The following is a 20,651-nucleotide window of genomic DNA, read 5'->3' as shown; positions in this document are numbered from 1 at the left end:
TTGTTTTCGCTTAAAATTAGTACCAAGTCTTAATAATTGATATTAATTCCTTTGAGAGGAAGGATAATAATGAAAGCAGGAGTTTTAGGAACTGGTCATTATGCTCCAGAGAAAATTTTAACCAATAAAGATTTAGAGAAAATAGTAGATACTACGGATGAATGGATTCGTACTAGAACAGGAATAGAGGAGCGAAGAATTGCCTCAGATGATGAGAACACCTCTGATATGGCATTAAAAGCTGCAGAGGATGCCTTAAAAGAAGCAGATCTTACTGCTGAAGAACTAGACTTAATACTTGTGGCCACTGTTACACCAGATCAGCCATTTCCTACGGTCTCATGTATTTTGCAGGAGAAGCTTGGTGCAACAAAAGCAGCTGCAATGGATATAAGTGCAGCATGTGCTGGTTTTATGTATGGGATGATTACAGCCAAGCAATTTATCGAATCAGGTGATTATAAGCATATCTTAATCGTTGGTGCCGAAAAATTATCCAAAATTACCGATTGGGAAGATCGTAATACATGTGTCTTATTTGGAGATGGTGCTGGTGCTGCGGTTATGGGTCCAGTAAGTGATGGCAAAGGCGTTTTATCCTTTGAGTTAGGTGCAGATGGAAGTGGTGGAAAGCATCTAGCCCAACAGGATGAGCATATCATAATGAATGGAAGAGAAGTATTTAAATTTGCTGTACGTCAAATGCCAGAATCATCTGTTAAGGTGGTTGAAAAAGCCGGACTTGCTAAAGAGGATGTTGATTATTTAATACCTCATCAAGCAAATATTCGAATTATGGAAGCTGCAAGACAACGGTTAGGAATCGATGAAAGTAAAATGGCAGTCAATGTGAATCATTATGGAAATACATCAGCTGCTTCGATACCAATTGCTTTGTCTGAAGCTGTAAAAAAAGGTAAAATAAACGATAATGATTTAGTTGTCTTAGTAGGTTTTGGTGGTGGTCTTACATGGGGAGCCGTTGCTTTAAGATGGGGAAAATAACGTAAAATTAGATAAAAGGAGGAATATTCATGGGTAAAAATAGGGTTGTCGTGACCGGATTAGGAGCAATCACACCATTAGGAAATGAAGTAGATCAATTTTGGGATCATTTAAAAAATGGTGTATCCGGTATTGATATTGTTACTAAAGTAAATAAAGATGATTTTCCTGCAAAAGTAGCAGGCGAAGTGAAGGACTGGGATCCTACACAATATATGGACAAAAAAGAAACCAAAAGAATGGACTTGTTTACCCAATATGCAGTGGCTGCAGCGAAAAATGCGGTAGAGGATGCCAATCTTGAAATTACCGATGAAATTGCGCCAAGGGTAGGTGTTTGGATTGGTTCTGGTATTGGCGGAATGGCAACATATGATGAACAATTTAGAAGGTTTATGGACAAAGGCTATCGTCGTGTCAGTCCATTCTTCGTACCTATGCTTATTCCGGATATGGCCGCTGGTCAAGTCTCGATTCAGTTAGGTGCAAAAGGAATTAATAATTGTTCTGTTACTGCATGTGCATCTGGAGCTAACTCCATTGGAGATGCTTTTAAAGTCATTGAGCGTGGGGATGCAGATTACATGATCACTGGTGGTGCGGAGGCTCCACTAACACCAATGGCATATGCCGGATTCTCCACAGCAAAAGCATTATCTTTTAACGAAGACCCAAAAACGGCCAGTAGACCATTTGACAAAAATCGTGATGGATTCGTTATGGGAGAAGGTGCAGGAATTATTATTTTAGAATCATTAGAATCCGCCCAAAAACGTGGAGCAAAGATTTATGCGGAAATTGTTGGTTATGGTGCTTCAGGGGATGCTTATCATATTACTTCACCGGCTCCAGAGGGAGAAGGGGCCGCAAGAGCGATGCAACAAGCGATTGAAGATGCGGATATACAAGTAACGGATATAGATTATATTAATGCACATGGTACTAGTACAGAATATAATGATTCATTTGAAACTCAAGCCATTAAGACAGTTTTCGGAGATCATGCCTATCAATTAGATGTTTCTTCGACGAAATCAATGACTGGACATCTATTAGGAGCAGCAGGTGCAGTGGAAGCCATTGCATGTGTGAAAGCTATTCAAGATGGGATCTTACCTCCGACCATTAATTATGAAACACCTGATCCAGATTGTGATCTTCATTATGTTCCGAATAAAGCAAAACAAAAAGAAGTGAATATTACTTTGAGTAATTCATTAGGTTTCGGTGGGCATAATGTTTCTCTAATTTTTAAAAAATATCAGTAATACAAGTACAATAAATCCTGTTTCCATATTGGGGAACAGGATTTATTATGTTTATAGCCTTCCAATTGCAGAAATGATGGGTGGGAATTTACACTCTATATTGATCCACTCATATGTGAGGATACTTGTACATATAATGAAATAAATTAGGTGGACAAGCGGGTGAGTAGTTTTGATCTATGCATTAATATTTCTAATAGGATTCGGTTTTTCAGTCTCTGGAGGCATGTCACTTATATTGTACTTGAATTTTATACCGGCTGGGCTCACTTTATATGACTATATCGCACTTATTCAAACAAAAGTAGAATGTTATTTTTTTATCATAGGTCTGATTCTCATGGGTTTATCGATCCAGAAGCTGACCATTTTATCTGTTAAATAATAGAAGAAAAGAATAATTCATTCCATTTTGGTCATACTGTTTGATAAGAAAAAGCATAAAGTGAGGTTTGGTCATATGTTATATTTGCATGATGTATGGGTAAATTGGTTTGAGGGTGAAGAAAATGGTTATAATGTATGTCCATTTCATGAATGGAGAACCTCTGATGGTATTGAGATACTAGATCAAGTTCCTGTTCTACTTATTGATCCCAAGACTTATCAATACATTGAAAACGACTTACAGGACTTACCTAAAAAGATGCTTGACACCATTTATAAAAGAGCTTACATAAGAAAAAATCAAGAACGAAAAGTATTGGAATATGCAGCCATCATATCTGACGGCAGATCAATAATGGCATTTGATACTATGGGTTTTCAAATTCCTGTCCGAAAGAGCAGGTTAATTCCAAGGCAAGAGAGATTGGTTCTTGAATTAATTGAGAGTCGAGAACCCACGGTATATCAAGTACCCTATCAAGAAGAAAAGGAATATCATATTCTTTCACTTCCACCTGAAAGAATGAAGGGATTGACTAGAAAAGAAAGACAGCTCAAGCAATTGCTAATGGTTGCATTGGACCAGTTAGAGGTTTCAAAATGTCTCGAGGAAATAAGGTACTGGCTAACGGAATGGAAGCCAGATCAATATCATGCTATTAAACGGATGAGTTTTCAAGAGGCATGGAATACACTATATAAAGAATTAATCGAAGGATGGTCGGAAAAACACGAATATTTCTGCAAGCAAATCATTAAAGGTCAAACCTATTATGAAACGATTTGGGATCAAGAACATGATAATTCAACTACAAAATCTGTGCGATAAGGGGTTGAAAACCGGACTTTATTTTTTAGCAAAGTCCGGTTTTTCTTGTAGAGATAATTTGGAACAACAGAGAGGAAGAAATCCTTTACGTTTACCTTTTTTTCTTCACTCGTCCGAGACCTATGGCTTTCTTCGCTTTTGCTAGCATTTTGTTAGCAACAAAATTCGCTTTTTCCGCACCTTCATCTAGAAGTCTATCTAGCTCATCGGAAGCCATTAATTCCTCATATTTTTCTCTAATAGGGCGTAATGTTGCCATCACCGCATTTGCTGTTTCCTGTTTAAATTCTCCATAACCTTTTCCGTCATACTTTCTCTCAAGATCTTCTACACTCTCACCAGTGCAGCTAGCATGAATGGTAAGTAAATTACTAATTCCAGGCTTATTTGTTTTATCAAATTTTACGATCCCATCCGAATCAGTAACCGCACTTTTAATTTTTTTCTCGATTTGCTTATCTGTGTCTAACATAAGAATCGATGCTTTTAAGTTCTCATCAGATTTACTCATTTTTTTTGTTGGTTCCTGTAAGGACATTATTCGTGCACCTACCTTAGGGACACGAATTTCAGGAATCGTGAAAATATCGTTATATCTATTATTGAATCGTTGAGCAAGATCTCGGGTTAGCTCTAAATGCTGCTTTTGATCATCACCTACTGGTACGATGTCTGTTTTGTAAAGTAATATATCTGCCGCCATCAATGGGGGATAGGTAAGAAGTGCGGAAGAAACTGCTTCTTTTCCATTCGATTTATCTTTAAACTGTGTCATTCGTTCTAACTCACCGATATAGCTTATTGATTGTAAAATCCAGCCGAGCTGTGTATGTGCTGGTACCTCTGATTGAATAAACAAAATAGACTTTTTCGGATCAATACCTGAAGCTATGTATAATGCAGCAAGAGATTTTATATTTTCTCTTAATTTTAGTCTTTCTTGTGGAACAGTAATGGCGTGTTCATCAACAATACAAAAATAGCAATTGTTTTCTTCCTGTAGATCGACAAAATGTTTCATTGCGCCTAGATAGTTTCCAAGTGTTAAAGTACCACTTGGTTGAATTCCTGAAAAAATTGTTTTCATTATCGTCACCTCTTGATATATAGTTAAGATCACTTTTTGGTATAAAACGGGCTAAATAGAGTTTATCATATGTTTTAAATAATTTCTTATTTGTTGGATTTTGTTACTGAACTGAGGCATTGATTACGTATTTTGTTCCTACCCTCCCCAGCATTATAGCATAGACACAAAAAGTACTAAATTCTTTCGAAAATAGAATGGATTGAAACTCATTTTTAAGCACAGATTCCCCGAAAATGAAGTTTACAGGTCTTATAAAACGCATATCAAACCTACTTTCCTCACCAAATGAAGTTTATAGATATAATAAAACGTATTCCAAACCCAAGATCTGGCTAAAATAAAGTTCACTACCTCTGTAGGATTTTACGAAACCACTCTCCCAGTTACAAATTATAGTGTGAATTAGATATTTAGTGGAAGAGCATACTATAAAAAATTTTAACGAAAGGAAGGAATCATATGTCTAAAAATCCGATTGTAATTGATGCTATTATCAATGGGGAAAAGTATAAAACGGAAAAACAAGCCCCACGTGAAAACCCAACAAATCCAGAGGAAATAGTTGGGTTTTCACCAGTAAATACACAAGAAGACACAAGAAAGGCAATTGATGTAGCATATGAAACGTTTACTACTTGGAGAAGATCGTCTATGGATGAAAGAATAGAACGGATGAGTAGGGCGATCCAAAAAATAAAAGATGCTACCCCAGAAATTGCACAACTATTATCACGGGAACATGGCAAAGCACTTTATGATTCTAAAGGAGAAATAGCTGTCTCTTTAATGTGGATGGAATTTGCGTGTGATAATGTAAAAGAAGTTTTGAAAAATGAAGTGCAAAGACATGATAATGGTAAAACTATTATAGCCAAAGATGCTATTGGCGTCGTATCTGCTATCACACCATGGAATTATCCGATTTCCCTTTCGACAATTAAGGTTGCACCAGCATTATTAGCAGGTAACACGATGGTCTTAAAACCGAGTCCGTTAGCCCCGTTAGCTGTAAGTAAAGTAATTGAATTAATTGCAAACGAATTTCCACCAGGAGTGTTAAATCTTGTTCACGGGGAAGCGGACGTTGGTGTAGAGTTAACATCCAATCCAAAGGTTGCCAAAATTGCCTTTACAGGTGGGACAGAAACAGCTAAACATATTATGAAAGCAGCGGCAGATACAATCAAACATATGACACTTGAATTAGGTGGTAATGATGCAGCAATTGTTTTAAATGATTTTGATGTAAATGATGAGAAAGCAATGAGGCGGATTGTCATATCTAATTTTCTTACTGCTGGACAAATATGTATGATTGCTAAAAGAATTTATGTTGATAAATCAATCTATGATTCATTTGTTGAAAGGTATATTGAGGCAGCTAATAAATGGATTCGAGTAGGAGACCCATTTGATAAAAATGTGACGATTGGTCCTGTTAATAATGAAAAGCAAGCAAAGTATGTCCAAAGTCTAATTGATGATGCTAAAAGTAAAGGGGCTCAAGTTGTGAAACTTGGTGAAATACTTGATCAAGCTCTTTATGAGAAAGGTTACTTTATGCAGCCTACCGTCGTTTTAGGAGCAAGTCAGGATGATCCAATCGTTGTTGAAGAACAGTTTGGTCCGACGGTTCCTATTTTACCTTTTGAGGATGAGGAACATGCAATCCATCTTGCTAATGACAGTATATTTGGATTGACTAGTTCTGTATGGGGAGAAGAAGAACATGCCATTGAGGTTGCCAAACGTATACAGGCAGGTACGACGATGATTAATACAGCCGCCGTTCAAGGACTTGATGTACGTTTTCCATTCGGTGGTGTAAAGCAGTCTGGAATAGGACGTGAATATGGAAAAGAAGGGCTTCTAGCTTATACAGATACACATGTCATAAATGTTCCTGATCAGTTAGATTTGCCGTATATCCCTGAGTAAAGAGTGTGAATGAGAAAAGCAGTGAATACAACAAAAAGTAATAGGGACTGTATAATTCTATAATGGCATAAAAGTTTGAATATAAAACAATCAAGCTAAGAACGTCTCTTACATTCTTAGCTTGATCTTATGTTTACTGAAAGAATTTCTATCCTTATTGATTAAAATCTTTTCTCTGTCCCCATCTACCACCTTTAGGATTGGTTTGTTGTTCAGTGACACCCTCCTCGTTTAAATAGGTCATAGCAGTGTTTAAAGTGAATTCAATTGCTTGAGTTCCCTCTTGATAGTCAGCATTCTCATATACACCATCTACCTTATCTCCTGTTATGCTTCCACCATTATAAAGGATGTAATTTTTACCTTGTTGTAAGTCCTCTGAGCTTATTAAAATTGTTTGAAAATCTTTTTCAGGTTCAATAGCAAGTATTTTTTCCCCATTACTATTTTCCAGATATAAGGTAGTTTCTGCGTTTTGAATTTCTGAGTATGTCATCATAATAGTAGATTGGCTGGAGTCTTCTGATACTCCTTGAGCCATGCCACTACTACCAACAGCCACTAGTGTGCCACCTTCGATGTTAAACGATTGATCATAATCAAGTGATCCATTTCCAGATGAGGATGGTCCATAAACTAGCACTATTCCACCTGTCATGGTTATCGAGGTATTTGAATCTAGTCCATCACCATTTGCGTCAACATATAAATAACCATCTTCAATTAGAAGTTCACCAGTTTCTGTAGTCTCTTCGTTTGATTCACTTGTTGTCTCGGTATCTGTGTTACTCATTCCCGGCATGTTAGCATAATTACTACTACTATTCACATTAACCCCATCATCCTCAGCATGAATATGAATATCACCACCGGTTATTGTAATATTTAATCCTTCTAATCCTTCATAGCTTTTCTTCACATCTATCGTTCCATTTTCTATTTGTACATCACCATCTGCATGAATTGCATCATCCCCAGTGGATAGAAAAAGATCTCCGTCAGATATAACCAAATTTTTATTACTGTGTAGAGCATCATCAAAGGAGTCAATTGTGAAAGAACCATTAAGAATATGAATTTCTTCGTTTGCCTTTATTCCTTTTGTACTTTCTGTATCTTCTGTTTCATCTTTATTTTGACTAGAAGCTTGAGGTGAATCCCCACCATTAGAAGGAAAGTCTCCTTCTGGTAAATCCGATCGATCAGTATTGCTTGGCATTTGTGGCATATTTTCGGGAGGATTTTCTCCATTAGGAATTTCTCCCATTCGATCAAAATCTGTAGTAGTGCCTTCTATTTCTTCTGGACTTCCTCCACCAGATATAATAGAATACTTTCCATCTATACCATATACAGATTTTTCTGCCTGAATACCATCCCCACCTGCCTTGATGTTAAGCTCTCCATTTTCTAGGATGATATTACCTTTTGATTCATCCTCATCATTGGATGACTTTACTCCATCACCTTTTGCATCTATCGTGATCGAAGCCTTCTTCATTGCAAACAGATCTCGACCAACGATACCGTCATCTATAGAAGTGATATTAATAGTACCACCAATAATCTTAAGGGCATCACGACTCGTTATACCATCGTTATAATTTCCATTTATTTTTAGAGTACCTGAACCATTTATTGTTAAATCATCTTTGCTAAAAATCGTTGCTTCTGGTTCATCTGTTTCTTCATCCGCGTATACATATTCTGTTGCGTCAGTTAATGTGTTTTGGGTGTCTTCTTCTAATGAAATAACTGTTTTCTCTGCTTGTTTAATGTAAATAGGTGCACTCGTCGAGGATTGGAGCGAGACACCATTTAATATTAGTCGTACTGTTCCACTATCTTCTGCATCTACTACAATTTGTCCATCCTCTAATGTTCCATCTATTACATATGTCCCTGAAGTGTATATATTGATTTGATTTTGAGAGACAAGGACAGAATCATTTTCTTCTGCGATTACTTCTTTCCCATCTAGATGAATGGAGATGGCCTCTTGGTCCTCCCAGCTCGTATAAGCATCATCCGTGTCATATTTCACCAGATTATTTATAAGCTCATCCGTAGCTTCTCCGTTCTCCTGACTACAACCACTTATGGTGATAATCAAGATCACAGAAAGGGTTAAAAACCACCTATAATTAATAATTCTTTCCATAATGTTCACCCTTTTTTAGGCTGTAAAGTTTCCATCATAGCTAAGCATTACAGCGGTTTGGACTCCTTTTATTCTAGCAAGTTCAGAAGTGATATTAGAATCATTATCTTTCACACGAATTTCATAGGTTATCTCTTCATAGTCCTCTATCATTGATTTTGATTTTAGGCTAAACCTCTTCGTATAGGTTTTGACAATTTGTTCTAACTCTTCATTAACTGCATTTTGATCATATTTTATAATTAATAGATAGGGATTTTCGACTTTGATCTTATTAGCGAATATAAGTAACACTAATCCTATGAGAACAGAGCCAATTACTGCTAATAGAATAAAACCTGCACCACTTAATATTCCAGCTATGACGGACCAGAATAAGTATACTAAATCCATTGGATCCTTAATCGGTGTACGGAAACGAACAATCGATAAAGCACCAACCATACCAAGAGATAACAGAACATTCTGACTAATCCCCATAATGACTAAAGCAGTAGCCATTGTCATTATTACTAAAGAGATATTGTAGGAATGGGAATATATGACCCCATTAAAAGTTTTCTTATATATGAAGTAGATAAACAACCCGACCATAAATGCCACACCAATTCCAAGTAAAGCATCAATAATAGAAAAGGATGAGGTTGTTTCTAAAAAGCTTGATTTAAAAATATCTGAAAAATTTGTGATAGAATTCATTTTTTCTCTCCTAATGATTTAATATTTTTATCGTTAGCCATACATCCGACTTAATTGATATTTAGAGTAGGCTTCTTGTCTTGTATCTGATAGCTGTAGCAAATGTTTTATTATTTCAGGTAGATATTCATCATATTTCACCTCCAAGATGATAAGATTTGGCTCGAGAACATCGACCATCGGTAGCTGCTTATGAAACATGTCTGTATTGTAAAGACTGGATTGTATTTTGCTATCAAAGGTAATGCGAACATTTCCAAATGGGTATATTAGCGGCTCTCGTTCGTAATCGACAACTGTTGTAGGTTTGATTTGGTTATATTTCATTTCTGTGTATAAATATCGAATGAGTGGTCTTTCGTCATGCTCCATCCAATCAATATCTCCAATTCGCCATTTTTCAAATTCCCTACGGGTGACCATACATTTTGATTTGAAGGTTAAATTATTACGTTTACTCTTTCTTTCAAGATTAATGTAGTGATCCCTTTTTTCATAAATGCGAACTCGATATTTGTCTCGATTTAAATAACCTTCCTTCTTCTCATTTAGAATACGATTGGAAAAGTTATCAAAATAAGTAGAACGAATGCGATACTTTCCGCTTGACCCTGCATTGGGATCCCTGCTCATAAAATGAAGTAGCTTGCCGCGCAGGATATGATATTCTGTTTGTGATATTGCGTACTTACGTTCACGACGTCCATTAGGATGAAAGGATGTCTGAAAGGTCATTGAGCTGCCTCCTTCTGTTCGTTTTGTTATCATGTTAATCGCTGGAACAATTTTTAGTTTATAAAGGAAATGTGTCAGGAAAATGTCAAGTAAATTTTTTGTGAATATTCATTTGGTTTTTAGACATATGGCTGACTTATGGATCTGATAAAAAGAAGTATGGCAAGTTTCTCGATTTCTCATTATGTGGTAATCTAAGGATAAACTCGCCAAATATAAAGAAATCAAGGTGAAATTAATGGTCAAAATATTAATAATTGAAGATGAATTTGCAATTAGTCAAGTTTTAAAGGCATATTTACAAAAAGTGAACTATCAGGTAGAACAAGCTTATGATGGAGAAGAAGCGTTGAATAAGTTCCATACCATCTATCCAGATTTAGTTCTATTAGATGTTATGCTTCCGGGTAAGGATGGCTGGGAAATATTAAGAGAGATAAGAATGGAAAGCAACTGTCCCGTTATTATGTTAACCGCGCTAGGAGAAGTGAATCATCGATTAGAAGGGTTAAATGAAGGGGCAGATGACTATATTACGAAACCCTTTGTGGCCGATGAAGTAGTGGCTCGGGTAAAAGCTGTGTTAAGACGGTCACAGGCAGACCATGAAAATCCTATAAAACGGTATGGACAGTTAGAGATTAATATAAGAGCACATCAAGTAATCCTTAATAAAAAGAATGTTACACTCACGCCTCGCGATCTTTCTGTATTAATGTTCTTAGCAGAAAATCCAAACCAAACATTTACAAGAGAGCAGTTAATTGAACATGTATGGGGCTGGGATTATGAAGGTAGTGATCGTGCAGTCGATCTTGCTATTAAACGAATTCGTAAAGTACTAAATACTTGGCCAAGTTCTGAAGGAGAAATTAAAACATTAAGAGGATTGGGGTATCAGCTACGTGTTAATCAAAAATAAGAGAAGAGTCTCACTGAGACGGTACTGGACCAGCCGATATTTATTAACACTTTGCATTGGACTAATCGTCATTGCCCTTATTTCCGCATTTTGGATTAGGCATACGACATTAGAAAATCGACTAAATATGATGACGATTATGGCGGAAAGTATGGCTGATCGTATTGTATCGGCAGAGGATGAGGGACCAGAACCAGGTAGAAATGACTTTTTTAGAGAGAAAGAAGGAGAAAAACATTTCGAGATTGACCCGTTTACTTATATTATCGACACTTCAGGGGCTATCCTTTCAAGTAACCGACCTGGAGGGCCGATGGCAGGGGAAATTCATTCTTCAGTTTTAGAAAATGATGATACGATTCAACAATTTACACTTAGCGATACTCGTTTTTATGTAGTTAAATATCCGATAGAAATCGATGGATCCACATTGGGCTGGGTCGTTATGTTTGAGTCAAAGCAAAATCTATCACGAGTAAATCAGGAATACACTCAGCTAGCCATTATGATCATCGGACTTGCTATACTTGGATGGGCTGCTATCTACTTTTTGTCTAAGCGGTTATCTAAGCCAATTCAAGAAGTGGCAAAGGCTGCGAAACAAGTGGAGGAAGGGAATTATCAGATTGATTTGCCAAATGAAAGTAAAGAAAAAGAAGTTCATGAGTTAATTCATTCCTTTAAAGAAATGGCATATAAGCTTGAAAAATTAGAAGCATTACGAACAGAATTATTAGCAGGTGTTACACACGAGTTAAAAACACCAGTTACCTCTATTAGTGGATTACTCCAAGCGATGAAGGATGAGGTGGTTACAGGTGAGGAGGCAAAGGAATTTTTGACGATTTCCTTAAACGAAGCAGATAAAATGAAAAAGATGGTAGAGGATTTACTTGCCTTTAATCAATTTGCTGCAAATGCTTTCGATGTTAATATGGAGGTACACGATATCAATGATGTTGTGGAAACTGCCGTTTATAGCTGGAATATACTACATGAGGATATGAAGATTAACCTTACCAAGCTAAAATCACCGACTAAGGTAAATGTTGATCCAATTCGTTTACAGCAAATCATGACAAATCTTTTAAACAATGCAAAGCAGGCGATGGAAAATCATCAAGAACCAGTAATTAATATAAGGTTACAAGAGGATAGTTCACAAATTAATATTGATGTAGAGGATTGTGGAAGGGGAATTCCGAAAGACGAACAACCCTTTATTTTTGAACGCTTTTACCGAGGAGAAGAAAAGAAATATAAAATGAGAGGACTTGGACTAGGATTACCTTTAAGTAAAATGATTGCCCAAGTACAGGGGGGAGACTTAACCTTGCTAAGTAGTTCACAGAAAGGTACCACTTTTCGAATATATCTACCAAAAAACAACAGTTGATTTTCAATTGTTATTTTTTTGTGAAACAGATAAATCTAGTTTAGACATCTTCCTGACATATTCGCGGATTATAGTAAAAAGTGTAATAGACAGAAAAACACCATTAACTATCGAATATGGAGGGCTAGAAATGTTTCAAGATAAAAAAAATCAAAATAAAGATGTACAAAGGGAAATAAATAAGAAAAACGATAAATATAAAGGGATTTTTAAATCTATTTCTGCTGGAGTCGTAGGTTCTGTTCTCACATTAACGATAGTTGCTCAGACAGGTTTTCTTCAGACAGAAGAGCCAGCGAATCTTGCTGTTGAGGAGCCTATTGCAGAGGAACAAACGGTAAATTCAACATCGGATATAAACATCGAGCAAGTAACAAATTCTAGTTCAACCACTGCTGACATTGTAGAACAAACTTCTCAAGCAATTGTAGGTATTACGAATATACAAGTGCAACAGTCCAATCCATTTTATAGTCAGGGATTTGGACAGCATCAAAATCAAGAAAGTGAAGAGATAGAAAGCGGAACAGGCTCTGGAGTTATTTATCAAGTAACTGACGACGCTTTATATATTATTACAAACCACCATGTAATAGAGGATGCATCTACTATTGAAGTAACACTTTATACGGAGGAAACAGTAACAGCAGAGCTAATAGGTTCTGATTCTTTAACAGATCTCGCAGTATTAAAAGTAGAAGGTGAATACGATATAACTTCGTTAGCTTTTGGTGACTCTTCCGAGCTAAGAGCAGGAGAAGAGGTAATTGCAATTGGAAACCCACTTGGTCTTGATTTGTATGGGACGGTAACTCAAGGAATTGTTAGTGCAGTGGATCGTACAATTGAGGCATCTACGTCAGCTGGAGTGTGGGATATGGAAGTAATTCAAACAGATGCAGCAATTAATCCTGGAAATAGTGGTGGTGCTTTAATCAATACTTCTGGAGAACTTGTAGGGATTAACAGTATGAAGATTGCAGATAATGATGTGGAAGGCTTAGGTTTTGCGATACCGAGTAACAATGTCACTACTATAATTGACCAGCTCATGGAAAATGGTCAAATTATTCGTCCATATTTAGGTATAACAATGGCAAATATTTCGGATTTACCGTACTACACAAATACTACATCAAGTGAAATTACAGATGGTGTTATCATTACAGCAATCGATGAAAATGGAGGAGCTGCTCAAGCTGGTTTGCAAATCGAGGATATTATCGTATCAATCAACAATCAAAATGTAGCAACAGCAAGCAATTTAAGAAAATATTTATATTCAGAGCTTTCAGTCGGTGATGTTGTGAATATTCAATTCTATCGTCAAGGCGAATTACAGGAAGCGAATGTTACCCTATCTAGTAATTAAAGGGAGAAATATTATAAAAAAATAGCAGGATTGCAAAGAAAAGCAAGTGAGAAATGGTCAGGAAGTTCTTCACTTGCTTTTTCCATATCTAAATCAATGAATTAGTAATAAAAGAGGATTAGCAGAATAATCATTAGTAATAATAGGAAGCTTCCCTGTAAAAGGAAAAATATCATCCAATTTTGGTTTATTTTTTCTGAAGGTAATTTATCGTCACTCCACGTGGACGCCCAGTTTTTTTGTTTGGTTATTCGAGTGAATACTTTGCGAAAACTATTTGCCGTAATATCAAAGAATCGTCTAGAAATAACGAATAATAGGAGCCCTATAATCAGGTAAAAACTGCTTATATAAAAAATACTATTAATCAAATGCAGTAATGTAAGCCCTTTATTGAGTAAAACTGTCAGAATGGAACATAGTATTACATGGAGGAAAAATATGAAGAAATGTTTTTTCATCTATTGAAGCTCCTTTCTGGTTCTGTTCCTATTATTAAAAATTAACACGAATTTAGCAAATAATAAAATAGAATTTCGTAAATTAACTGAAAAATGAGAAAACTCGAAAAAATCGGAGTATTCGGACGATTTACTGAGATATAGTTCATTAAGATTATAAAAAATAGGTATTATGAATCAATTTAGTCGGTTTAAGTAAAAAAATGCTGAATAAAAAAAGGGTTCTCTGTATAATAGTCATTGCAAGTTTACAATTACTTTACAAATCAAATTACTTTAGGAGGATTTATGAGATGAAGCAAAAAAGTGGGCTTTTGCTACTAATTTTTACCATTTTAACTTTTGTCTTAGCGGCTTGCTCGTTTGAAAACGATAACAGTTCAGACGACAAGCAAAGTGAAGAAGGTAGTTCAGAGGAAGAGAATGTCTTAAGAATTGCAGAAACTGCAGATATTCCAACAATGGATCCGATTATGACGGAGGACAATGTTTCAACACTTTGGATTGATACTGTTTATGAAGGTCTTTATCGACAAGCTCCAGGTGGCGAAATTGTATCAGGAATTGCGAAAAAAGAAGAGACAGAAGTAAGTGATGATGGTTTAACATATACTTTCCATTTACGTGAAGACGCGAAATGGGCAAACGGAGATCCGGTAACAGCACAAGATTTTGTTTATGGTTGGCAACGTGCTGTGAACCCAGATAATGGTTCTTTTTATGGTAATTACTTAATGAGTGGAAAAATAAAAAATGCAGAACAAATCTTTGCAGGTGAATTACCTCCTGAAGATTTAGGTGTAAGTGCACCAGATGACTATACTTTCGTTGTTGAATTAGAAGTTCCTGTTCCTTATTTTGATTCATATGTTATTAATTCTAACTTCTTACCTGCACATAAGGAATTTGTTGAAGAACAGGGAGATCAGTTTTCTTTATCTCCTGAGGGCATTTTAGCGAATGGACCGTTTAAAATGACAAGCTGGCAAGCTGATAGTGGTTGGAAGTTAGAAAAGAATGAAGAATATTGGGATGCTGAAAATGTAGCCTTAGATGGGATTTCTGTTAAAGTAATTAAACAGGCAGACACGAGACTATCTAATTATGAGGTTGGAGAATTAGATAGAGTGACTTTACAAGGTTCACAAGTAAGTGAGAATAGAACAAGCCCAGAATACCAAGTATTATCAGAAACTGCTGTATTTTATATGAAGATGAATCAAGAGTCTTTAGAGAAAAGTGAATATATGCAAAATAAAAACTTTAGAATGGCATTGGCTAAAGGTTTTGATAAACAAGCATATATAGATGTGGCTTATGGTAATGATTCAACTCCTATTGATTTTTATGTTCCAACAGAATTTATTCAACATCCAGAAACGGAAGAAGACTTCCAAGCTGGAAGTGATTTATTATCATTTGATGTAGAGGCAGCGCAAGAATATTGGGCAGCTGCTAAAGAAGAATTAGGTTTTGAAGAGGTATCTTTAAGCTTCTTAAGTGGTGATACAGATACGGCGAAAAGTATTAGTGAAGTAATGAAAACGGAATTAGAAAAAAATCTAGAAGGTCTAACAATCGAAACGAAGAATGTACCATGGGCACAGCAATTAGACCTCATGCGCGAAAAGAATTATGAACTTGCTGTTTCTGGTTGGGGGCCAGACTATTTGGATGCTGTTTCATTCCTTGATGTCTTCGTAACTGGTGGAGAGAACAATGATGTTGGCTATTCAAATGAAGAATACGATTCGCTTGTTAAATCAGCGAAAACTGATTTAGCACTAGATCCTGTTGCACGATTTGAAGCATTGCAAGATGCTGAAAAAATTCTACTAGAAGATGCAGCAATTGCGCCAATTATGCAAAGAAAAACATCTGTACTAGTTAAGGATTATGTAGAAGGTTTAGATGTTCGAAATCCGTTTGCTAATAATTACAGCTTTAAATACGTGGAACTAAACAAATAAAAATCACTGATTAACTTTAATTAATTAAGAGAGTATAGCGAACATATTGTTGGCATACTCTCTTTTCCCCTGTTATCTAAAAAATTTGGAAAATTTTGAATTTTAAATAAGATAAGAAAATATAAAGAGAGATGACTAGCTCCAAGCGCCAAAACTAAGTGACTTCCCGAATCCGTAATACGAAGAGTCACATCAATTTGTATTATTTCGGCTTTGTGAATTGATTGACTAAAACTGTCACTTCGACGGACAAAGTCGATCCACCTGTAGGATACTGGTGCAGTCGCTACGTTTTAATCTGGTGCTTTGTGCTTTTCATTCTAATAAAATAGGAGGTGGTTGGAATGGCAAAATATATTACAAAACGAGTGATTTATATGGTCATCACTCTATTTATAATCATATCGGCAACCTTTTTCTTAATGAAAATGATGCCAGGCTCCCCTTTTAATAATATCGGCGGGAAATTGACGGTGGAGCAAGAGGCGTTCTTAATGGAACAATATGGCTTAGATGAGCCTGTCCCTGTTCAATATGTAAAATATATAACGGGTATTTTCCGTGGTGATCTAGGCGTGTCATTTCAATATGATAATCGTCCTGTTACAGACATAATACTTGATCGAATTGGGCCATCTGCCCACTTAGGAGCACAAGCATTAATTATTGGTTCCATACTAGGTATCATTTTAGGGATGTTTGCAGCAATAAGACATAACACTTGGGTAGATTATACATCCAATATTTTAGCGGTTATTGGAATATCAATACCGTCTTTTGTGTTTGCTGGTTTACTTCAATATTACTTAGCGGTAAAATGGAGACTTTTTCCTGTTTCGTTCTGGGAGTCACCGATTTATTCTGTCCTTCCAACAATTGCTTTAATGATTTTCCCAATGGCAATATGTGCAAGGTTTATGCGGACGGAAATGTTAGAAGTATTAGGGTCTGATTATATTGAATTGGCACGAGCAAAGGGAGTATCTAATAGGATCGTTATGTTTAAGCATGCTTTAAGAAATGCACTTATCCCTGTGATTACAGTGTTAGGACCTATGACAGTTAGCTTAATGACAGGAACCTTAGTTATCGAACAAATTTTTGCTATACCTGGTATTGGGGAGCAATTTGTTATTTCAATTAGTACGAATGATTATCCAGTTATTATGGGGACAACCATTTTATTTGCGATACTATTTGTTTTAGTTATTTTAATTGTCGATCTATTATACGGCTTGATTGATCCAAGAATTAGAATTGCAGGAGGGAAGGATTAATGGACAAAGATACAAAAGGAGCTAACAAAGAAAAGTTTCAACGTGTCCATTTGCAAGAGGATTTAGGTGAAGAGCTTACTCGTCCTCAACTCTCCTATTGGAAGGATGCTTGGATTCGTTTAACGAAAAATAAAGGCGCAATTGCTGGGTTAATAGTCATTGTATTTATTGTTTTGCTTGCATTAATCGGTCCTTTAATGAACGATTATTCGATGGAAGAAGCAAATTATGATGCAGCATATTTACCAGCAAAAGTAAAAGGCTTAGAGTGGCTAGGACTAGATGGGCTTCAAACGTATGAAGTACAAGGGAAATCAGAGGAAGAAGCACTTAAACGTGGTCTAGAAAGCTATGATATTGAAGAAAAATATGTGGAAAATGTTGAAATAGTTCAAGAACCAAGTGAAGATAATGATAATTATTATACTGTTGCAATGGAAGTAGACATTTATGCAGCAAGAGGACAAGAGGATAGCTATTATTGGTTTGGAACAGACAGCATGGGTCGAGATCTTTGGACAAGAATTTGGAAAGGTACACAAATCTCTTTATACATTGGTATCTTAGCAGCCATGATTGATATGATTGTTGGTGTACTATATGGCGGTATTTCTGGCTATTACGGTGGTCGTGTTGATAATTATATGCAACGTGTCATTGAGGTTTTATCAGGTATACCTAATTTGGTTGTCGTCATCTTAATGATCATGTTACTTGATCCAGGTTTATTAGCGATAACAATTGCCTTAACGATCACAGGCTGGATTGGCATGGCACGTATTGTACGCGGGCAGGTTTTAAAATTAAAAAATCAAGAGTTCGTGCTTGCGGCAAGGACTTTAGGTGCTAATGATAAACGAATTCTAATGAAACATCTAATTCCAAACGTAACAAGTGTCATTATTATAAACACGATGTTTACCATACCAAGTGCGATTTTCTTTGAATCGTTTTTAAGCTTTATTGGATTAGGTCTACAACCACCAGTCGCATCATTAGGTACTTTAATCGATACAGCATTTGATGATTATCGTGTATATCCTTATATGTTACTATTTCCTGCTGTGATTATATCTCTATTGATGATTGGTTTTAATATATTAGCAGACGGTCTAAGGGATGCATTAGATCCTAAGATGAGAAAATAGAAAGGGAGGTGGACGAAAGTTGGATTCTATTTTAGATGTAAACAATCTACATGTTACATTTGATACGTATGGTGGAAGTGTACAGGCCGTGAGAGGTGTGAATTTTTCTTTAAATAAAGGAGAAACTCTCGCAATCGTTGGAGAATCTGGTTCAGGTAAGTCTGTTACTACAAAAGCATTAATGGGGTTAGTAGCAAAGCCAGCTGGTAAAATCCCTAAAGGGGAAATTTTGTTTGAAGGAAAAGACTTAACGAAATTATCAAATAAACAAATGCAAAAAATTCGTGGTAAGGATATTTCGATGATTTTTCAAGATCCGATGACTTCCTTAAACCCAACAATGAAGGTTGGAAAACAAATTATGGAGGGCTTAATTCTTCATCAGAACCAGTCCAAGCAAGAAGCAAAAAAACGAGCACTAGAATTATTACAATTAGTTGGTATTCCTGATCCGGAAAAAAGAATCAATCAATATCCACATCAATTTTCAGGTGGGATGCGTCAGCGTGTAGTTATTGCGATTGCACTAGCTTGTAATCCAAAGGTATTAATTGCTGATGAGCCAACAACGTCATTGGATGTGACTATTCAAGCACAAATTATTGAGTTGATGAAGAATATTCAGAAAAAAATGGAAACATCCATTATCTTTATTACACACGATTTAGGCGTAGTTGCCAATGTGGCAGACCGTGTTGCGGTAATGTATGCGGGGAAGATAGTTGAAATTGGAACAGTCGATGACGTTTTTTATAATCCGAAACATCCATATACTTGGGGATTATTAGGTTCAATGCCAACAGTCGATAGTCAAGAGGAAAAATTAATTGCCATACCAGGTACACCCCCTGATTTAATTCATCCACCAAAAGGAGATGCATTTGCAGCAAGAAATGAATTTGCCCTAGCGATTGATTTCGAAGAGGAGCCACCAATGTTCCAAGTATCTGATTCTCATTATGCTGCGACTTGGTTATTGCATGAAGATGCTCCACATATCGAGCCACCTGAGGCTGTAAAAAGACGGATGAAGGGCTTCTCGACTGAGGGGGACAACAAGAATGAATAAGGATAAGATTTTAGAAGTTAAAGAATTGAAACAACATTTTCGCACAAATAAAAAAAGTGTCATAAAAGCAGTTGATGGTATCAGTTTTGATATTTACCGTGGGGAAACTTTTGGACTTGTAGGCGAATCTGGTTGCGGAAAATCAACGACTGGAAGAACGATAATCAGACTTTATGATGCAACAAGTGGTGAAGTGAAATTTAACGGTGTCGATGTCCATAGCTTGAAATCAAAGCAAGAAATAAAATCCTTCAATAGACAGATGCAAATGATCTTTCAGGATCCTTATGCTTCGTTAAATCCTAGAATGACGGTGAAAGAGATTATTTCAGAAGGTATTGATATACATGGATTAGCCAAAAATGAAAAAGAAAAAACTGATCGAGTTCATGAATTATTAGAAACCGTTGGCTTGAATAAAGAGCATGCATCTCGTTATCCTCATGAGTTTAGTGGTGGACAACGACAGCGTATCGGAATTGCAAGAGCATTAGCGGTTGATCCTGAATTTATTATTGCGGATGAACCAATTTCTGCATTAGATGTATCGATACAGGCACAGGTTGTTAATTTAATGAAGGAATTACAACAAAAACGAGGGCTCACTTATTTATTTATTGCTCATGATTTATCAATGGTAAAATATATTAGTGATCGAATAGCAGTTATGTTTGCTGGGAGAATTGTGGAATTAGCGGATAGTGAGGAGCTATACAGCAACCCACTTCATTCCTATACCAAGTCCCTGCTTTCAGCTATACCCGTTCCAGATCCAGATTATGAGAGAAACCGTCAAAGAGTTGTTTTTGATCATGATAGCTACAATCCCGAAGGAGCCACTTTAAGAGAGATAAAGAATGGTCACTGGGTGTTATGTACAGAAGAAGAGTTTAAAAAAATGAAGTAAAAAACCGGGTTCACACC

General features: G+C 36.2%; 18 protein-coding genes. 13 read left to right on the top strand and 5 right to left on the bottom strand.

The window, feature by feature from the left end:
* Positions 1 to 69: 69 nt before the first annotated feature.
* From ACZ5R4_RS06980 to ACZ5R4_RS06965, 4 genes are all read left to right on the top strand, one after another.
* Positions 70 to 1,005 (top strand): beta-ketoacyl-ACP synthase III, encoded by a 936-nt coding sequence (locus ACZ5R4_RS06980; protein ID WP_109985065.1) that lies wholly within the window; start codon positions 70 to 72, stop codon positions 1,003 to 1,005.
* Positions 1,006 to 1,034: 29 nt separating this feature from the next.
* The gene (gene fabF, locus ACZ5R4_RS06975; RefSeq protein WP_109985064.1) at positions 1,035 to 2,273 is read left to right on the top strand and encodes a beta-ketoacyl-ACP synthase II; all 1,239 of its coding nucleotides are present in this window, start codon (positions 1,035 to 1,037) and stop codon (positions 2,271 to 2,273) included.
* A gap of 172 nt (positions 2,274 to 2,445) precedes the next feature.
* Positions 2,446 to 2,658 (top strand): hypothetical protein, encoded by a 213-nt coding sequence (locus ACZ5R4_RS06970; RefSeq protein ID WP_109985063.1) that lies wholly within the window; start codon positions 2,446 to 2,448, stop codon positions 2,656 to 2,658.
* 75 nt (positions 2,659 to 2,733) lie between these two features.
* The gene (locus ACZ5R4_RS06965; RefSeq protein WP_054788993.1) at positions 2,734 to 3,489 is read left to right on the top strand and encodes a DUF3603 family protein; all 756 of its coding nucleotides are present in this window, start codon (positions 2,734 to 2,736) and stop codon (positions 3,487 to 3,489) included.
* A gap of 91 nt (positions 3,490 to 3,580) precedes the next feature.
* Here the strand turns inward: ACZ5R4_RS06965 and trpS are convergent, their stop codons facing one another.
* On the bottom strand, positions 3,581 to 4,576 hold the full coding sequence (gene trpS / locus ACZ5R4_RS06960; RefSeq protein WP_109985061.1) for a tryptophan--tRNA ligase: 996 nt from the start codon (positions 4,574 to 4,576) through the stop codon (positions 3,581 to 3,583).
* Between the two features lie 462 nt (positions 4,577 to 5,038).
* Between trpS and ACZ5R4_RS06955 the strand changes: the two genes are divergently transcribed.
* Positions 5,039 to 6,517 (top strand): aldehyde dehydrogenase family protein, encoded by a 1,479-nt coding sequence (locus tag ACZ5R4_RS06955; RefSeq protein ID WP_109985060.1) that lies wholly within the window; start codon positions 5,039 to 5,041, stop codon positions 6,515 to 6,517.
* 154 nt (positions 6,518 to 6,671) lie between these two features.
* On the opposite strand, the gene ACZ5R4_RS06950 is transcribed toward ACZ5R4_RS06955, so the two are convergent.
* The 3 genes from ACZ5R4_RS06950 to ACZ5R4_RS06940 are packed head-to-tail and all read right to left on the bottom strand — an operon-like array spanning position 6,672 to position 10,112.
* Positions 6,672 to 8,678 carry a carbohydrate-binding domain-containing protein gene (locus ACZ5R4_RS06950; protein ID WP_464368253.1) on the bottom strand — a complete coding sequence of 669 codons (2,007 nt, stop codon included), beginning with the start codon at positions 8,676 to 8,678 and terminating at the stop codon, positions 6,672 to 6,674.
* 15 nt (positions 8,679 to 8,693) lie between these two features.
* Complete coding sequence (locus ACZ5R4_RS06945) at positions 8,694 to 9,377, bottom strand: DUF4956 domain-containing protein (protein WP_464368252.1); 684 nt, start codon at positions 9,375 to 9,377, stop codon at positions 8,694 to 8,696.
* Between the two features lie 33 nt (positions 9,378 to 9,410).
* The gene (locus ACZ5R4_RS06940; protein ID WP_054860556.1) at positions 9,411 to 10,112 is read right to left on the bottom strand and encodes a VTC domain-containing protein; all 702 of its coding nucleotides are present in this window, start codon (positions 10,110 to 10,112) and stop codon (positions 9,411 to 9,413) included.
* A gap of 238 nt (positions 10,113 to 10,350) precedes the next feature.
* On the opposite strand from ACZ5R4_RS06940, the gene ACZ5R4_RS06935 reads away from it, so the two are divergent.
* The 3 genes from ACZ5R4_RS06935 to ACZ5R4_RS06925 all read left to right on the top strand — a co-directional run bounded on the left by ACZ5R4_RS06935 (position 10,351) and on the right by ACZ5R4_RS06925 (position 13,802).
* Entirely contained in the window at positions 10,351 to 11,034 is a 684-nt protein-coding gene (locus ACZ5R4_RS06935) for a response regulator transcription factor (RefSeq protein WP_464368251.1), read from the top strand.
* Positions 11,018 to 12,430 carry a HAMP domain-containing sensor histidine kinase gene (locus tag ACZ5R4_RS06930; protein WP_109985056.1) on the top strand — a complete coding sequence of 471 codons (1,413 nt, stop codon included), beginning with the start codon at positions 11,018 to 11,020 and terminating at the stop codon, positions 12,428 to 12,430. Before ACZ5R4_RS06935 ends, ACZ5R4_RS06930 begins: the two co-directional genes overlap by 17 nt.
* 130 nt (positions 12,431 to 12,560) lie before the next feature.
* Positions 12,561 to 13,802, top strand: coding sequence for a trypsin-like peptidase domain-containing protein (locus ACZ5R4_RS06925; RefSeq protein ID WP_054788988.1), 1,242 nt, complete (start codon positions 12,561 to 12,563; stop codon positions 13,800 to 13,802).
* Positions 13,803 to 13,903: 101 nt separating this feature from the next.
* Here ACZ5R4_RS06925 and ACZ5R4_RS06920 read toward each other — a convergent pair whose 3' ends face one another.
* Positions 13,904 to 14,263, bottom strand: a complete 360-nt coding sequence (locus ACZ5R4_RS06920; RefSeq protein ID WP_054860558.1) for a DUF3899 domain-containing protein — start codon at positions 14,261 to 14,263, stop codon at positions 13,904 to 13,906.
* Positions 14,264 to 14,556: 293 nt separating this feature from the next.
* Between ACZ5R4_RS06920 and ACZ5R4_RS06915 the strand changes: the two genes are divergently transcribed.
* The 5 genes from ACZ5R4_RS06915 (at position 14,557) to ACZ5R4_RS06895 (ending at position 20,634) form a co-directional block, all read left to right on the top strand.
* Complete coding sequence (locus ACZ5R4_RS06915; protein WP_464368250.1) at positions 14,557 to 16,233, top strand: peptide ABC transporter substrate-binding protein; 1,677 nt, start codon at positions 14,557 to 14,559, stop codon at positions 16,231 to 16,233.
* A 344-nt stretch (positions 16,234 to 16,577) separates the two neighbouring features.
* Positions 16,578 to 17,510 (top strand): oligopeptide ABC transporter permease, encoded by a 933-nt coding sequence (gene opp3b, locus ACZ5R4_RS06910; RefSeq protein ID WP_109985052.1) that lies wholly within the window; start codon positions 16,578 to 16,580, stop codon positions 17,508 to 17,510.
* Complete coding sequence (gene opp3C, locus ACZ5R4_RS06905; protein WP_054860561.1) at positions 17,510 to 18,658, top strand: oligopeptide ABC transporter permease; 1,149 nt, start codon at positions 17,510 to 17,512, stop codon at positions 18,656 to 18,658. The genes opp3b and opp3C overlap by 1 nt, the downstream gene beginning before the upstream one ends.
* Before the next feature lie 19 nt (positions 18,659 to 18,677).
* The gene (locus tag ACZ5R4_RS06900; protein ID WP_464368249.1) at positions 18,678 to 19,727 is read left to right on the top strand and encodes an ABC transporter ATP-binding protein; all 1,050 of its coding nucleotides are present in this window, start codon (positions 18,678 to 18,680) and stop codon (positions 19,725 to 19,727) included.
* A complete protein-coding gene (locus ACZ5R4_RS06895; protein ID WP_464368248.1) occupies positions 19,720 to 20,634 on the top strand; it encodes an ABC transporter ATP-binding protein in 915 nt (304 codons plus the stop codon). Before ACZ5R4_RS06900 ends, ACZ5R4_RS06895 begins: the two co-directional genes overlap by 8 nt.
* Positions 20,635 to 20,651 lie beyond the last annotated feature (17 nt).

This window comes from Gracilibacillus sp. JCM 18860 (assembly GCF_055395245.1).
Note: the sequence above shows the minus strand (reverse complement) of the source record. Positions and strands in the feature narration are given on the sequence as shown.

What these genes read in the sequence shown, in the direction of transcription:
- ACZ5R4_RS06980 (WP_109985065.1), top strand. Translation starts at nt 70, where the DNA reads ATGAAAGCAGGAGTTTTAGGAACTGGTCATTATGCTCCAGAGAAAATT.
- ACZ5R4_RS06940 (WP_054860556.1), bottom strand. Translation starts at nt 10,112, where the DNA reads ATGACCTTTCAGACATCCTTTCATCCTAATGGACGTCGTGAACGTAAG.
- trpS (WP_109985061.1), bottom strand. Translation starts at nt 4,576, where the DNA reads ATGAAAACAATTTTTTCAGGAATTCAACCAAGTGGTACTTTAACACTT.
- opp3C (WP_054860561.1), top strand. Translation starts at nt 17,510, where the DNA reads ATGGACAAAGATACAAAAGGAGCTAACAAAGAAAAGTTTCAACGTGTC.
- ACZ5R4_RS06965 (WP_054788993.1), top strand. Translation starts at nt 2,734, where the DNA reads ATGTTATATTTGCATGATGTATGGGTAAATTGGTTTGAGGGTGAAGAA.
- ACZ5R4_RS06915 (WP_464368250.1), top strand. Translation starts at nt 14,557, where the DNA reads ATGAAGCAAAAAAGTGGGCTTTTGCTACTAATTTTTACCATTTTAACT.
- ACZ5R4_RS06945 (WP_464368252.1), bottom strand. Translation starts at nt 9,377, where the DNA reads ATGAATTCTATCACAAATTTTTCAGATATTTTTAAATCAAGCTTTTTA.
- fabF (WP_109985064.1), top strand. Translation starts at nt 1,035, where the DNA reads ATGGGTAAAAATAGGGTTGTCGTGACCGGATTAGGAGCAATCACACCA.
- ACZ5R4_RS06935 (WP_464368251.1), top strand. Translation starts at nt 10,351, where the DNA reads ATGGTCAAAATATTAATAATTGAAGATGAATTTGCAATTAGTCAAGTT.
- ACZ5R4_RS06950 (WP_464368253.1), bottom strand. Translation starts at nt 8,678, where the DNA reads ATGGAAAGAATTATTAATTATAGGTGGTTTTTAACCCTTTCTGTGATC.
- opp3b (WP_109985052.1), top strand. Translation starts at nt 16,578, where the DNA reads ATGGCAAAATATATTACAAAACGAGTGATTTATATGGTCATCACTCTA.
- ACZ5R4_RS06920 (WP_054860558.1), bottom strand. Translation starts at nt 14,263, where the DNA reads ATGAAAAAACATTTCTTCATATTTTTCCTCCATGTAATACTATGTTCC.
- ACZ5R4_RS06925 (WP_054788988.1), top strand. Translation starts at nt 12,561, where the DNA reads ATGTTTCAAGATAAAAAAAATCAAAATAAAGATGTACAAAGGGAAATA.
- ACZ5R4_RS06955 (WP_109985060.1), top strand. Translation starts at nt 5,039, where the DNA reads ATGTCTAAAAATCCGATTGTAATTGATGCTATTATCAATGGGGAAAAG.
- ACZ5R4_RS06895 (WP_464368248.1), top strand. Translation starts at nt 19,720, where the DNA reads ATGAATAAGGATAAGATTTTAGAAGTTAAAGAATTGAAACAACATTTT.